This window comes from Pedobacter sp. 01N416 (genome assembly GCF_056399685.1).
Genome location: NZ_JBFTRT010000132.1, coordinates 1 through 15,322, shown reverse-complemented (window position 1 = coordinate 15,322; position 15,322 = coordinate 1). Strand labels below are relative to the sequence as shown.

General features: G+C 37.9%; 12 protein-coding genes. 6 read left to right on the top strand and 6 right to left on the bottom strand.

Annotated elements, in window-relative coordinates; genetic code table 11:
- Positions 1 to 162: 162 nt before the first annotated feature.
- Positions 163 to 2,169, top strand: a complete 2,007-nt coding sequence (locus tag AC1DND_RS09410; RefSeq protein WP_477581070.1) for an NADP-dependent isocitrate dehydrogenase — start codon at positions 163 to 165, stop codon at positions 2,167 to 2,169.
- 481 nt (positions 2,170 to 2,650) lie between these two features.
- On the opposite strand, the gene galA is transcribed toward AC1DND_RS09410, so the two are convergent.
- Positions 2,651 to 5,476, bottom strand: a complete 2,826-nt coding sequence (gene galA / locus AC1DND_RS09405; RefSeq protein ID WP_477581068.1) for a beta-galactosidase GalA — start codon at positions 5,474 to 5,476, stop codon at positions 2,651 to 2,653.
- A 400-nt stretch (positions 5,477 to 5,876) separates the two neighbouring features.
- Here galA and AC1DND_RS09400 point away from each other — a divergent pair, with 400 nt between their 5' ends.
- Positions 5,877 to 6,284, top strand: a complete 408-nt coding sequence (locus tag AC1DND_RS09400; RefSeq protein ID WP_477581066.1) for a hypothetical protein — start codon at positions 5,877 to 5,879, stop codon at positions 6,282 to 6,284.
- A gap of 148 nt (positions 6,285 to 6,432) precedes the next feature.
- On the opposite strand, the gene AC1DND_RS09395 is transcribed toward AC1DND_RS09400, so the two are convergent.
- The 4 genes from AC1DND_RS09395 to AC1DND_RS09380 form a co-directional block, all read right to left on the bottom strand.
- Complete coding sequence (locus AC1DND_RS09395) at positions 6,433 to 8,256, bottom strand: DNA polymerase III subunit gamma/tau (RefSeq protein ID WP_477581064.1); 1,824 nt, start codon at positions 8,254 to 8,256, stop codon at positions 6,433 to 6,435.
- A 102-nt stretch (positions 8,257 to 8,358) separates the two neighbouring features.
- A complete protein-coding gene (locus tag AC1DND_RS09390) occupies positions 8,359 to 9,117 on the bottom strand; it encodes a DUF1570 domain-containing protein (RefSeq protein ID WP_477581063.1) in 759 nt (252 codons plus the stop codon).
- 23 nt (positions 9,118 to 9,140) lie between these two features.
- A complete protein-coding gene (locus tag AC1DND_RS09385; RefSeq protein WP_477581061.1) occupies positions 9,141 to 10,775 on the bottom strand; it encodes a TlpA family protein disulfide reductase in 1,635 nt (544 codons plus the stop codon).
- 437 nt (positions 10,776 to 11,212) lie between these two features.
- Entirely contained in the window at positions 11,213 to 12,076 is an 864-nt protein-coding gene (locus AC1DND_RS09380) for an AraC family transcriptional regulator (RefSeq protein WP_477581060.1), read from the bottom strand.
- A 182-nt stretch (positions 12,077 to 12,258) separates the two neighbouring features.
- Between AC1DND_RS09380 and AC1DND_RS09375 the strand changes: the two genes are divergently transcribed.
- From AC1DND_RS09375 to rplI, 4 genes are all read left to right on the top strand, one after another.
- A complete protein-coding gene (locus AC1DND_RS09375; protein WP_477581058.1) occupies positions 12,259 to 12,852 on the top strand; it encodes a hypothetical protein in 594 nt (197 codons plus the stop codon).
- 291 nt (positions 12,853 to 13,143) lie between these two features.
- Positions 13,144 to 13,500, top strand: coding sequence for a 30S ribosomal protein S6 (gene rpsF, locus AC1DND_RS09370; protein WP_029277408.1), 357 nt, complete (start codon positions 13,144 to 13,146; stop codon positions 13,498 to 13,500).
- On the top strand, positions 13,500 to 13,763 hold the full coding sequence (gene rpsR, locus AC1DND_RS09365) for a 30S ribosomal protein S18 (protein ID WP_010599582.1): 264 nt from the start codon (positions 13,500 to 13,502) through the stop codon (positions 13,761 to 13,763). The genes rpsF and rpsR overlap by 1 nt, the downstream gene beginning before the upstream one ends.
- Positions 13,764 to 13,775: 12 nt before the next feature.
- Positions 13,776 to 14,219, top strand: coding sequence for a 50S ribosomal protein L9 (gene rplI / locus AC1DND_RS09360; protein WP_029277406.1), 444 nt, complete (start codon positions 13,776 to 13,778; stop codon positions 14,217 to 14,219).
- 102 nt (positions 14,220 to 14,321) lie between these two features.
- Here rplI and AC1DND_RS09355 read toward each other — a convergent pair.
- A partial coding sequence (locus tag AC1DND_RS09355; protein ID WP_477581054.1) for an ATP-binding protein occupies positions 14,322 to 15,322 on the bottom strand: 1,001 nt, incomplete at its 5' end.

The window sequence follows — 15,322 nt, the reverse complement described above, 5'->3', positions numbered from 1 at the left end:
ACTATATTTTTAACATTTAAGCTTTATTCAAGCTATAAATAACATTGCGATGTTCCTTAAGTCATTCGATTATTTTATCTTTAGGCGATTTTAAGAAGATCGGTTTACAAACCTAAAAACCGGTTGAATAATTAACCTTAAATAAGCAAAATCAATATAAACATGTCAAATACATCAAAAATTATCTACACCAAAACCGATGAGGCGCCAATGTTGGCAACCTACTCACTTTTACCTATCGTACAAGCTTTTACCGCGTCAGCAGGTATTGATGTAGAAACCAGAGATATTTCTTTAGCAGGAAGAATTTTGGCAAACTTCCCTGAGTATTTAAAAGACGATCAAAAAATTGGTGATGCTTTAGCAGAGCTTGGTGCCTTGGCTACCACTCCTGAAGCTAACATTATCAAATTACCAAATATTTCTGCTTCTATCCCCCAATTGGTAGGTGCAATTACCGAGCTACAGGCGCAGGGTTTTGCCATTCCAAATTATCCTGATAATGCACAAAGCGACGAAGAAAAAGCAATTAAAGCTAAATATGCAAAAGTTTTAGGCTCGGCTGTAAATCCGGTTTTACGTGAAGGTAACTCTGATCGTAGAGCACCTAAAGCGGTTAAAAACTACGCCAAACAAAACCCGCACTCGATGGGTAAATGGTCGGCAGATTCGAAAACCAAGGTGGCCAGCATGACTGAAGGCGATTTTTACGGTTCGGAAAAATCTACAACCGTTGCTGAAGCAAGCCAATTTAAAATAGAATTTGTTGCTGCAGATGAGGCAATAACCGAATTAAAAGGTTTGTCGCCATTAAAAGCAGGAGAGGTGATTGATAGTTCTGTATTGAGCCTATCGGCATTGAAAACTTTTGTGGCTAAAGAAATTGCTGAAGCTAAGGCAGCTGGCGTATTGTTATCTGCGCACTTAAAAGCAACGATGATGAAGGTTTCTGATCCGATTATTTTCGGTGCCATTGTTGAAGTTTACTTTGCAGATGTGTTTACTAAATATGCCGATCTTTTCAAAGAACTGAACATTGATACCAGAAATGGTTTAGGCGATGTTTACGCTAAAATTGCAGGCAACGCAAAACAAGCTGAAGTTGAAGCTGCTTTAGCTCAGGCCATAGAAAACGGTCCGGCCCTGGCCATGGTAAATTCTGATAAAGGAATTACCAACCTACTGGCTCAAAAAGCTGAAGAATATGGTTCGCATGATAAAACTTTCCAGGCTACTGCTGCCGGAACAATCCGTGTAACTGATGCTGATGGTAAAGTATTTTTCGATCAGAAAGTAGAAAAAGGCGATATCTTCCGCATGTGCCAAGCCAAAGATGCCCCGATTCAGGATTGGGTAAAATTAGCGGTTAACAGAGCGCGTTTATCAGAAACTCCTGCCGTTTTCTGGTTAGACGAAAATAGAGCACACGATAGAGAAATCATTGCTAAGGTGAACAAATATTTAAAAGATCACGACACTACTGGTTTAGATATCCGCATTTTGGCTCCAATTGAAGCTACTAAATTTACCTTGGAGCGTATCCGCAAAGGTTTAGATACCATTTCGGTTACCGGTAACGTATTACGTGATTATTTGACAGATTTATTCCCTATTTTAGAATTAGGAACCTCTGCTAAAATGTTGTCGATCGTGCCTTTAATGAACGGTGGTGGTTTGTTCGAAACTGGTGCTGGTGGTTCTGCCCCAAAACATATTGAGCAATTTATCGAAGAAGGTTATTTACGTTGGGATTCATTAGGTGAGTTTTTAGCACTTCAGGCCTCTTTAGAGCATTTATCTCAAACGCAAAATAACGCAAAAGCGCAGGTGCTGGCCGATGCTTTGGATGAGGCTAATGCGAAATTTTTGGCAACGGATAAATCTCCGGGCAGAAAATTGGGTACTATCGATAACCGTGGTTCTCATTTCTATTTGGCTTTATATTGGGCTGAAGCTTTAGCGGCTCAAACTAAGGATGCTGATTTGCAGGCCAGATTTGCACCGTTGGCTAAAACCTTGTTAGCAAACGAAGCGAAAATTAACGAAGAGTTGATCGGTTCGCAAGGTAAACCTCAAAACATTGGCGGTTACTATAACCCTAATGATGAACTGGCAAGCAAAGCCATGCGTCCGAGTGAAACATTAAATACTTCTTTGGCTAGTTTGTAAGCTAAATTTGAGTTGTCAACTTTAATATGCTTCTAGAGTGGAAGTTGACAACTCTTAAAATATTTTGGCGTCCCGATATAAAAATCAGGGCGCTTTTTTATGGTTTAATGTTGTCAGATTTATAGTCATTTTGCCAGGAGGTTGATGAGTCTTTTATTTGGAAAGCAGATGCAGAAGCTTTTAGGTTGTAGCAGTCCCGCTCCCGCTTCTGCTCCCGATTAAGGATCGGTAGCATCCCGCTTTGATCGGGTTTAGCTGGCCAAAATAGTATTGCTATTCTGAGTAAAATAAACCCGACCGGCAGCGTTATACCGATTTAAGCACTACACTTTTGTTTTTTATTGCGTGCTTGCTTGTTTCACAGGTTTCATCGGATTAAGCAAAGGGCGGGACTATCGGAACCGAAGCAGCAGAGTCATTGCCTTTCAAAAATGAAAAATACGCTAATTTTTATCAAAACTTTTTTCTCCAACCAAGTGAATTAATTCGTTTCGGTATCAACAGTTACAGTACCGCCTAAACCTGCCTGGGTATTGTTTGCGGCCTCTATAACGATAACCAGTTTGTTTTTAGCCATCTTTGCATCAAATTTGATATTTATGTTTTCTTGTTTTGGATCGGCTTTAGTGTAAACCAATTGGTCGTTTATCCATACCTCGGCTTTGCCTACCAATTTATTTAATTTGAGTACAGCCTTAGCATTGGCTTTCTCCATCATAAAATTAGTGTTAAACAGCACAAAAGTGCCATTTGCAAATTTAACCAGCTCGCCTGCTTTAACAGGTTGCCAGGAGTTCATATCGTTATCTGATAAGGTTTGTTTGGCATTTGGTTTTTTAGAAACGAAAGGCGACATGGTAAAATCATTAACCATTAACGGACCTTTTACGGCATCTATTTGTGGTAATACGGCCACTCGGTTTAAAGGCAAAATAATTTTTGCAGGCTTAAGTCCATCGGCAGTAGCCGTTAATTCGATAACGCCTTCTTCACCTTCAACAGCTTGTAAAATAACTTGTGCCAAACCATTGAATAAACTGCGTTTATTCCCTTTTTCAGGTTCGTGACTGTTTGGATTTCCATTACCCAAGCCGATAATTTTGCCTTTATTGCTGATGCTAAAAGTAACCATAACGTTAGCTGTTGGTACTGCCCGGCCTTTGCTGTCAACAGCTTGTACGGTAACAGGTGTGGCATCAAGACCATCATTTGCCAATGTTTTTAAATAAGGTTCTAATTTTAGCGCTACGGCCTTACCAGTTGTTTCTGTTTTGAATTTCGAAACCAGTTTGCCTTTTTTATAACCAAATGCTTCTAAGGTGCCCGGCTTATAGGCAATATTAAAAGTATTCATTTCGTACTGATCTACCTTTTGGCCACCAATTGTTTTGCCGTTTAATTTAATACTTACACTATCTGCATTGCTCATGGCCATTACTTTTATCGGTTTACCTATACTATCTGCCGGCCAATTCCAGTGCGGCGCCAGTTGAAGTACATCAATATCTTTACGCCATTGTGCTTGCTTTAAATAGAAAGCCATTTTCGGAAAACCACATAAATCCATAATACCAAAGAATGAGCTTGCCGATGGCCAGGCAAAAGGGGTAGGTTCACCACGGTAATCGAAGCCTGTCCAAATAAACTGACCAGCTAACCAGGGCCGTTCTGCTATAGGTTTCCAGCCATTGCGTTGCGTCTCACCCCAGGGTGCGGCTTCGCTATCGTATTCATCTATAATATGATTTGCTTTGTCGGTTTTATACTCGCCCCTGATCTGGAAAGATGAAATATCTTCCGAACTGGTTAGTTTCTTTTCAGGATTTTCTTTTCTAAACCGATCGTATAAACCCGTTTGATAGTTAAAGCCTACCACATCAACAGCATGCGATACATTTAATTTACTAAATAGGCCTCCATTCATGGCTGCGGTGATCACTCTGGTGGTGTCTAACGATTTTACCAGGGCGCGCATGCGGCGTACCATTTCATAACCCTGCTCGGTGCCCTGCATGGGTTCTTCGTTAAACACCGACCACATAATGATGCTTGGGTGGTTGCGGTCTCTTCGTACCAGCCATTCCATTTGGCGCATATATTCGGGCGAAACATTAAAGTTTCTGTTTTCGTCCATGACCATTATGCCCAGGCTGTCGCATAGTTCGAGCATTTTTATCGGTGGCGGGTTATGAGAACAGCGGTAAGCATTTACGCCCATTTCTTTTAATTTTTTGAGCCTGAATTCCCAAATGGCATCTGGTAAGGCAACGCCCACACCTGCATGATCCTGATGGTTGCATACGCCATGCAGCTTTATATTTTTTCCGTTCAGGTAAAAACCGGTGTTCACATCAAAATGTGCGGTGCGGAAGCCACATTTGGTAACCAGTTTATCAACTGTTTTTCCATCCTGTTCTACCACAGTTTCTATTTTGTATAGTTCTGGATTTTCTATACTCCATAATTTAGGGTTAGCTACCTGAAGATCAAATTTTGTAATTCCTGTTTGTAGTTCTGCCAGGGAAAGGTTGTTGGTTCCACTCACTATTTTATTACCTGCTTTATCAAACAATGTTGATTTTACCACTACTTTCTGCGTGTTTTTATCAATATTATTCAGATTAACCTCCACAGGGATGGTCCAGTTATTTCCTTCTTTTTTAACCGGATTGGCAAATACCCCATCGGTAACAATGTGTACAGGGCTTCGTTTTACCAACCAGGTATGGCGGTAAATGCCAGCACCTTCGTACCACCAGCCTTCCATGGCATTGGCATCAACACGTATGGCAACGTTGTTTACCTGATCGCCATATTTGGCCATTGAGGTAATATCTACATAAAAGGAAGTATAGCCGCACCAGTTGCGATGTACGAGGTTTCCGTTAAACCAGATGGTGGCGTAGGTAGCAATTCCTTCAAATTGCAGCTCTAAATGTTTGCCTCTGTCTGCATCATTTAGTTTAAAGCTTTTACGGTACCATCCAATGCCGCGCTGGCGGTATCCCTGCGAAACATTTGCACTAGAATCGAATGGGTTTTCTACCGCCCAATCGTGTGGTAAATTGAGTATTGTCCATTTACTGTCGTTATATTCTGGTGCTGCCGCTCCCCAGGCTTTTCCTGCTTTTGCATTGGCATAACTTGCTCCATGGCCTTTTATTACTGGGAAGGTTACGTCTGCCTGGTAAAACTTCCAGTTCTTGTCGAAAGAGAATACCTCTCTTTTTTGTGCCATACTGTTGAACAGGCAAAAGATTGATAATGATACGGTAAGAATAAATTTAGTGCTTAGTTGGGGTTTCATTTGGTTATTATTGGCTAGCTATTTTGTTTGGTTTTATCAAGATGTCATTTTTAATTTGCAGAGCAATTTAAAAGAACAACGGATATGGTGTTAAGAAACAAATTTATACGAATTAATTGCTCTTTTAATACGTCGAATTACTTTTTTTATAAGTGAAATTATCATTTGTAGAGATTTGTGCTCCGTAAAAAAAATGGAAATTAGAATCTGTTGTTTCTGCGTGAGGGATAGCAACGGAAAGCCCACAGCCCGATTCTTCATCGGGCGAGGACTTGAAGTGTATAGCCCGACCCTTGCGCAGCTTGGGGCACGCCCTAATAATTGTAAGATTCTCTTTCAACAAACAAACCTTATCCATATCATTTTGTTATATTCATATAAATTATAGGAGACCCATACCATGGCAAGTAACGAGAATAAAGGATCGCAGGATAAAATACACAGTACCACAGAAAATAGCGAAATCAATAAAGAGAATCTCGCTTATGATAAAAATAAGCAGAGTTACGAGCTCGATGTAAGAGGTACAGATAAAGATTACGACCACCCAATGGGATACGAAACGGTTGCTGCTGGTGCCAAAGATGATGATTCGACCTATGATGAAGCTAACCCTTATATTGGTGATGAATATGCCCGCAATGAAGAAATTGCCGAGGATAACCTGGAAGAATTAGGCATGCACGTAGATAACGGGGAGAGTGTAAAGCTGAACCCTGAAGATGAAATCCTTGCCCGTACACCCGAAGATAACCGCGATGATTTAGATGAAGAAGGTTATCCGATTAACGATACGCCCCAAAAATAGTCAATAGATCACTGTCGTGAGGATAGTTATTTGACGAAACAATCATAATTGGAAAAGCAGGGTTATACATTTACGATGATGTGTAGTCCTGCTTTTTATTTAGTAATTTTTAACCGAATAAGTATTGTTCAGTTGTCGGATCTGAAATTTAAGGATTAACATCTAAGTTAAATCTCCTGCGCAATTCGTCGAGTTTTGGGTTTTTATTTACCAGGTAATCATACTTTTCACGGTTGCCATAAAGCCTGTTTTCTATTTTACGTTCAACCAGTTTGTAGGTAACCTCTACACCAAAATTGCTAAGCTCATTTCTCAAAAAGTTCAACAGCTCAACAGATTCTTGTTGTACAAGGTGTTCCTGCGTTTTACTTTCTACCGAAATTTCGATCAGCTCGGGATTTAAAAGCGTAGGCGCGAAATTATTTAAGATGGTAAAAAGATTGATTTTATCGGTCGCCTTCATTTTTTGAGTAAAGGCATTCCATACTTCCAATAAGCGGTCGTAACTAAAAGGTTCTCTGGCCTCACCTGTAACTTTTTTTGGACCCTTATCGTCATCTTCCTGTGCAGCCCGGTTCAGATCGTTTAGCGATGGAATGAGTGTACTTATCGCATTGGGCTTTGGAATATTGATACTAATGGAAGTTGCAGATGGTGGCGGACCAACCCTGGGTGTTTCCTTAGGTTTTTCTTCTTCAGGAATGTTCGGTAAAACAGCCGTTTTAACAATAGGCGCTACAGCTTGATCCGTATTTTCGCTTTCTGTTTTTGGCTTTGGTGTTTCTGCCTGTCCAGCTACGACATTAGTTTTTTTTTTATCCTGATCTACGTCAGTTGCTGTGTTATTAGGGCTTAAAGGCTGTTGTGCTAAATTGACGACCGACCGGATATGGCACATTTTAATCAGTGCCAGCTCTACCTGTAAACGCTGGTTTTTAGAATTCTTGTAATTTAGATCGCAGGTATTGGCCAGGTTTAATGCTGTTAGCAAGAAGGATAATTCTGTTTGCCTGCACTGATCGAGATATTTTTGTTTGATGTTTTCGCTAACTTCTAAAAGTTTAATGGTCGATGCGTCTTTACCTACCAATAAATTACGGAAATGCGAAGCCAGGCCATTTATAAAGTTATTCCCATCGAAACCGTTATTTAAAATTTCGTCGARCAGGAGTAGGGTTTGGCTAACTTCTGCTGCGGTTAAATAAGAGGTAAGCTTGAAAAAATAATCGTAATCTAAAATATTTAGGTTATCGATTACAGCTTTATAAGTAATGTTCTTGTTTGCATAACTGGCAATCTGATCGAACATCGAAAGTGCATCACGCAGTCCACCGTCTGCCTTTTGGGCAATAATATGCAAACCATCACTTTCAAACGCAATATTTTCGCGTTGGGCAATGGTTGATAAGTGACTGGCAATATCTTCTACCTGGATCCGGTTGAAATCAAAAATCTGGCAACGTGATAAAATAGTCGGCAGGATTTTATGTTTCTCAGTGGTAGCCAGAATAAAAATAGCATAAGAAGGTGGTTCTTCCAATGTTTTCAAAAAGGCATTAAATGCACTCTGCGATAACATATGAACCTCATCAATGATATAGATCTTATATTTTCCGGCTTGTGGTGGTATTCTAACCTGCTCGATTAAGCTACGGATATCATCAACAGAGTTGTTTGAAGCCGCGTCTAATTCGTGAACATTAAAAGAATGCCCGTTCTGAAAAGAAAGACAATTGTCGCACTGGCCACAGGCTTCCATTTCTGCTGTAGGGTTGGTACAGTTAATGGTTTTTGCAAGGATACGTGCACAGGTTGTTTTACCCACACCACGAGGCCCGCAGAATAAAAATGCCTGGGCAAGTTGATTGTTTTTAATGGCGTTTTTTAACGTACCGGTAATATGCTGCTGGCCAACAACGGTTTCGAAGGTGGCTGGGCGGTATTTACGGGCAGAAACGATAAAATTTTCCATCGGCACGAAAATAGGAATTTTTTATCAGTTGGAATGTGGTAAGATTGGAATGTTGAAAAGTTGTAATATGATCAGGCCGGAGGCTTAAGCTTAAAGAACAATTTATTTATGATAGTTGTAAAATAGCTTATATCTTTCTTCAAACCGATCAAAACTGCCAAAAGTAAGTTCAATCGCTTTTTCGGTATCGTAACCCTGCGTATTTAGTTTAATTACTTTTTTAAGCAGGTCTGTTCTTTTGGATTTTATAAAAAAGTAGATCACACTGTAAGCTGTATTGTAATTGTCGTCTATATCATGTCCGTAAAATGAACCACTGTATATTTTAAAGAAATTTTTTAGCCTTTCGGTGTCTTTCGAATCTATTCCTGCTTTTATACGCTTAATTCTGCCACTTTGTGGATAGGAGTATAAATTTCCCTCGCTATCGAAATCTAGTGTTTCGAAAAACTCTGCAAGGCCTTCGTTTAGCCATTTAGGCGATTTTTTAAAATTAAACTGGAAAATACTATGGCTAGCCTCATGGAGTGCTACCGAAATGAAATCGCTGCTCTTATATACAAAGGCTTCGTTAATTGCGGCAATATAAAATCCAGCACTATTTATTGGTGCACTATATGTTTTTTGCGCTAAGCGATAATCTTTACTTTTTCCATAGAGGTTTATTTTAACAGGTGCAGTAATGTTCTCTCTGGTTTCAAAAATTTCGTTACAGAACATGCGTTCGTAAGCTATCAGTTTCTCTATCTTCTTTTGCTCGGTTTCGCTTATTTTGCAGTTAATAAAATTGATATCAACATATTGGGCGTAAAGGGATAGGCTTATAATATTTGCTATTAGAAGCAGCAGAAATTTGTTCATGTTTGCTGTCTTAAATCTCTTTGTTACAGTTGTTTTTCTAATAGTTTTTTTATTTGTCCGTTATCCATAAATCCCAAAGCTGGATTTACCACTTTCCCTTCTTTATTAATCAGTACTTGATGCGGAATACCTGTAATTTTAAATTTATCAGCTAAATAACGCCATTCATCGCTTTTTAAGCGATAGTGCTGTCCTTTTATAGTTGGTACTAAATTCTGATAGGCAGCTAAAGGTGAACTTTCGTCGGTAATGTAAACAAATACCACATTACTATCCTTCATTTCTTCTTTTAGAGGCCTGATTTCTTCAATTCCGCTAAGGCAGGGGCCGCACCAAGTTGCCCAAAAATCAACTAATATAACTTTGCCAGCATGTTTGCTGATAATGTTATCTAAAATTTTATCGGCTTCTACTTTTGGTGTTTGGTTTACAAAATATCCCCCATTTTTTTTATTGGCGATGATCTGTTTTTGGGTATCGTTGTTTCTGAGTTTGATATAATCCTTTACGAACTCATTGTCGATGCCTGCTAAAGTGTAAGATAGATAGCGATCATTAATCGGGGAGAGTTCTTTTACAATTGGCCTTGAAATATTTTGAGACTTAACCAGATTAATCAATAATCCACGGTTTTGGCCAAAGGCAGAATCAATAGGCTTAAGACGGATGTTAGAAAAATATCTTTTCGTAAATAAATTAATAAATTCGGCATTATCCTTAAGCCATTTGTCTTTAATGATTACAGTCTTTTCATCTGTCTTTAAAGATAAACCATCCTCTGATATCATGGTTTCAAATGCCTTGTCGTTTTCATTTAATATACTGCCATTTTTTTTGATAGCATTTACCATATCGCGATAATTATGGGTATAACTAAGGCTTCCTGGATTAAAGCCGGGTAGAAAACTAATCCGGTTTATAAAAGTTTCATACTCACCGCTGATGACAGATATTTCGTCATTGATGATGTTTTTATCAATAAAAGTGTAGTAATCATCAGGGTATTTTTCTGCTTTCTCTTTTTCCGCTGGATTGCTGCTTCTAGTGGCATTTTGAAAAAGCATATTATATTCCAGAATATGCGAGGCATAACCGAGCACAATATCTAATTTTTTAATTTGATAAGCCTTTTCGCTTACAACATTAAGGCGATGTACAGAATCTAATTTTTTGCTTTCTAAGGCCTGAAGCTCAAGTAAGTAATCCTTGTACTCATTCGGGGGCATGCGAACAATCTTTTTCTGGATTTTTTCGTAGTCGAATAGCTGTATTTGATTTAGTGTGGAAAGATCTTCGTTTAATTGGGCCATCTCACCTGCATACTTAGTTTTTTCATCACCGATAATTACGAAAAGTTCTTTACCAGGCTCCAGATAGATGTCATTTTCATTGCATATATCTGACCTAAGGAAAACTCTTTCAGGGTGATAGATTCCTACTTTTGTTGAAAAATAGCCGTTTTTCTGTATTTTTATGATCTGGTTTTCCTGTCCTCCTGCGATAATATTGTTTACATATATGATCAAGGTTTTAGTGCCCAGTTTTGGACTGTAGTTTTTAATGTAACCACTAAAAGTAGCGCTGTCGTTTTTGAAGATGGGAAGTTTATAGGTTTCTTTGCTGATGGTCCTTTTACAATCTACCTGATTTTTGATCAATTGAATTGTTTTATTGCCAATGGTAAGGCTAATGTTATTGTTTTTTAAGTCCTTAATTGATAGTTGTTTGGTGTCTTTTCCATTGGTAATAGATATAGTGGTATTAACACTATTGGTTTTTTTAACGACATTTTTATACGACCAAATTTTGTTGTTGTAAACTATCTCTTTATTGAAAAAAGCAACTTCGAGATTACTATTGTTTTTATTATACCAGCTTGTATAAATAAAGTTTGGAAGTAAACTTTTGCTTTCCTGCAGGGCAATGTCGTAAATTTTCCAGGCGTTGTCACCTTCTTCTCCATAATCAATGCTTGTAGCCTTTGCATTTACTTTTGGGAAAAAGAGAACTGTTTTTCATTGCATTAGATCGAAAAACAAGTATCACTAAAAAACTGGTTATTGCCTGTTAAATTCTGTTAAATAAGGGATGTAAATTATTTGATCACTGATTTAAGCTCATGCCTATATTCTGATGCACTTTTGCCGGTAAACTCCTTGAACAATTTATTAAAATGGCTAAAGTTGTTAAAACCGCTTTCGTAAGAAATATTGGCAATACTGATGGGTTTTTCGGCCAGAAGCTTTGAAGCATGTACCACCCTGTATTCATTCACAAAATGGGTAAAGGTTTTTTTAGTGATCTTTTTAAAATACCGGCAAAAGGAGGGAACAGTCATACTCGACATTTCAGCGATATGCTGCAAACTGATCTGATCCTGAAAATGATCTTTTACATAGTTAAAGATCATATTAATGCGGTCGTTATCCTGCACCTGCATTTCCATCGAAAACCCGTCGGCATTTAAAATTTTATAATCTTTGGCATGTTCGAGCTCTTTTAAAACGCTGAGCAGGGTTAAAAGCCTGTCGAATGGAGGCTGATCGTCCATCATTTCGATCCTGTCGCCTACCATACTTTTGGTTTCGCTGCCAAATGCAATTCCGGCCTTTGCTTTATCAAAAAGCTCATAGATTCCTTTTATCTCCTGCAGGCCTAAAAAAGTGGCGCCTAAAAAATCGGGCTTCATCTGGATTACCGTTTCGTTTTTATTCCCGGTATTGGTATCTGTAAATCCGCAATGGGGGAGATTGCTGCCAATCAGGATCAGATCGCCATCGGTATAATAAGAAACGTGGCTACCAATCTGCCTTTTTCCGGCACCGCCATTTACAAATACCATTTCAACTTCGGGGTGGTAATGCCAGAGGTGCGCCATGTTATTAGCGTTTTCTACATATTTTGAATAATAGAATGAACTCCCGAAAGAAGGCTCAACAACCTCGAAACTTGGCTTCATTATTTTCTAATTTATTGTACTAAAATACATAAAAAATATGCTTTATTATAACTTATGATAAAATACCCTTGTAATTGGGGTAATCTAGCATAGATATTGGAAAATATGCAATCGCCTATATCTCAGTTACCTCCATACCTTAGTGGTGTCATATAATTATTAACTCTTTAAAAATATTGGTTATGAAAAAGTTCTTAAAAATCGGTTTAATAGCAGCGTTGTTTTTTACTGCTACGGGTGTTCACGCTAACGATGATAATTTTACGCTAAAAGTAAAAGGCGAAAAAGAAAAGTTTATCCGTTTTTCTGTAGATAAGGCAGAAGACGTTAATCTGTCACTGATCGGTGCAGATGAGGAAGTTTTATTTGAAGAAAATATCCATGCTTCAGCTTTATCAAGCAAGGTTTATGATTTAAATGCACTTCCTGACGGAAACTATGTGCTTAAAGTAGAGTCTGAATTAAAACTGGCTAAATATACAGTAACCATCAAAGATGGTGAGGCATTGGTGTCTGAGCCAAAAGTATCTAACATATTTAAACCGGTTTATACTAAAAAAGATCAGGTAGTTACCCTTGATCTGGATAACCTGGATAAAAATCCAATCGAAGTTAAAGTATACAACGAATACAATGACGAGGTTTACAGCGAAGTATTTAAAGATAAAGTGCAGTTGACAAAAAAATTCAATATCAGCAAAACAGATTCTAAAGAATTAACCTTTGTGGTGACGTATAAAGAAGAGAGTTTTGTTAAAACGATACAAACTTATTAAACATTACAGCTAATTGATATGGGGAGATTGTCGGATAGATAGTCTCCCTTTTTTTGTTTGTGAGATTAGATGTGAGATATGCGAAATGAGATTTGAGGCACCAGAATGGTGATGAGGTAGGTGTATCGCGGTCTTTTTCGGTGTTTCGTTTTATCATGTAACTTTTTCTTTCTTAATTGCTTGCGATTCTTCTTTTTTATAATTAATCATTTGATTTTAAGAAATATATTGTTACTTTTGCATCCCCGTAATATACCTCGGGATTAAAAATTAAAAACATAATTTATAACAATGAATCAGTACGAAACTGTTATCGTTCTAACCCCTTTGTTATCAGAAGAAGTTGCTAAAGAGGCATTAGCCAAATATAAAGCAATCCTTGTTGATAACGGAGCCGAAATTGTCCAAGAGGATAATTGGGGTTTGAGAAAATTAGCGTATCCAATTGAGAAAAAATCAAACGGATTCTTCAACTTAACTGAATACAAATCTTCAGGTGATTTGATCGCAAAATTAGAGCTTGAATTAAAACGCGATGAGCGTGTGTTACGTTTCTTAACAATCCGTTTAGACAAACACGCTGTTGCTTACAATGAGAAAAAGCGTAGTGGGGCTTTTAACAAAAAAACTAAGGAGGTTGCAGCGTAATGGCAAGAGAACAAATACAATACGTAACTGCCCCTAAAGTAGAGGATAACCGTAAAAAATATTGCCGTTTCAAGAAAAACGGAATTAAATACATCGATTACAAGGATGCAAATTTCTTGTTGAAATTTATTAACGATCAAGGTAAATTATTACCACGCCGTTTAACTGGTACTTCGTTAAAATTCCAACGTAAAGTGGCTCAGGCAGTTAAACGTGCCCGTCACATCGGTTTGTTACCTTTCGTTGCTGATCAATTAAAATAGGAGGCTAGAGATATGGAAATTATTTTAAAACAAGATATTAAAGGCCTTGGTGAGAAAGATGATGTAGTTACAGTAAAGCCAGGTTATGGCCGTAACTATTTAATCCCTCAAGGATTTGGAGCATTAGCTACTTCTTCTGCTAAAAAAGTTTTAGCTGAAAACTTGAAGCAAGCTGCTTTTAAACAAGATAAAATTAAGAAAGATGCTGAAGGTGTTGCTGAGCGTTTAACTGATGTTAAACTTTCAATTGGTGCTAAAGCAGGCGAAAGCGGAAAAATCTTCGGAGCGGTTAACACCATCCAGATTGCTGAAGCATTAAAAGCACAAGGCTTTGATGTAGACCGTCGTCGTATTACTTTCGAAACTGAACCTAAATTTGTTGGCGAATATGTTGCTAACTTAAACTTACACAAAGAAGTTAAAGTTCAGGTTCCTTTTGAAGTAGTAGCTGAATAAGCATTCTTTAAAGAATCAATAGAAATGGCCTTTCGATGAAAATCGGGAGGCTATTTTTTTGGTATAACAAATAAGGGTGGAAGAAAGAAGATTTCGATAGTATTATAGGTTTTGTTCTGTTAGCCAAGAAGAATATTCTGCTATGCGTGTCCCCAGATAGTATGGAAGGTTTAATAAGAGATATGGCTTGCCTGCTGGAGTAATTGTTTTTTCAAGCTTAAACTCGCCTCCATATACCCTAATGGCAAAAGGATGTTCTGAGGCATCTATGAATTGATGAAGCGATCTTAAGCTTCCCGTACTGCCCGAYTTTATTTCAATCGGTATTACAATCTTTTTATAGGCATAAATTAAATCAACTTCTGCATCAGACTGTTTTTTTTCTCTTACCCAAAAATTAGGCTTATGAGAAGATATACGCTCAACTGAAATCAGTTCCTGAGTAAATAAATGTGGAATAACGGCTCCTTTGTAAGCTGAACTTAAATCATCTAAAGCAAGCATTTCTCCTTGGATACCCAATGAGTAGTTGACTAATCCTGTGTCTAAAAATTGTAGTCTTGGTGATTTTTTTAAATCAGGAATAATTGGGACTTCAGTATTGGTAGATGGGTATATTAACCGGATAATTTTTGCATCATCTAATATCCTAAAAGCCTCTCCAACCTCTCTTGATTTATAGTTCGAATTGCCGAAACCTTGAAAAACAACACGCTTATCGAGAAAAAGATGAGCAGTACCTATTATATGGTTAATCGTTCTTCTCGCTGTATCATTCTGGGTGTATTTTTCTATGTCATTCTTGTAAGTTGCCCAAATGCTTTCGTAAACAATAGGCAGATCTGAAAGGTTATGTTCTTCTGAATCGGTTTTTATTATTTCAGGCATGCCTCCGATAATGGCATATCTATGAAAGGCTTTTAATAATAATTTATGCGCAACGGCTTTTACAGGGGTTTGAAGCAGATATTTTAATAGATCATCTTTTTGGTTAGCTTGAAGGTATTCTTGAAAATTTAAAGGATATAAGTATAAAAATTCGACTCTGCCAACCGGAAAACTTTTTACTTTTTGTAATACAAACTCCAAAAGAGAGCCTGCAC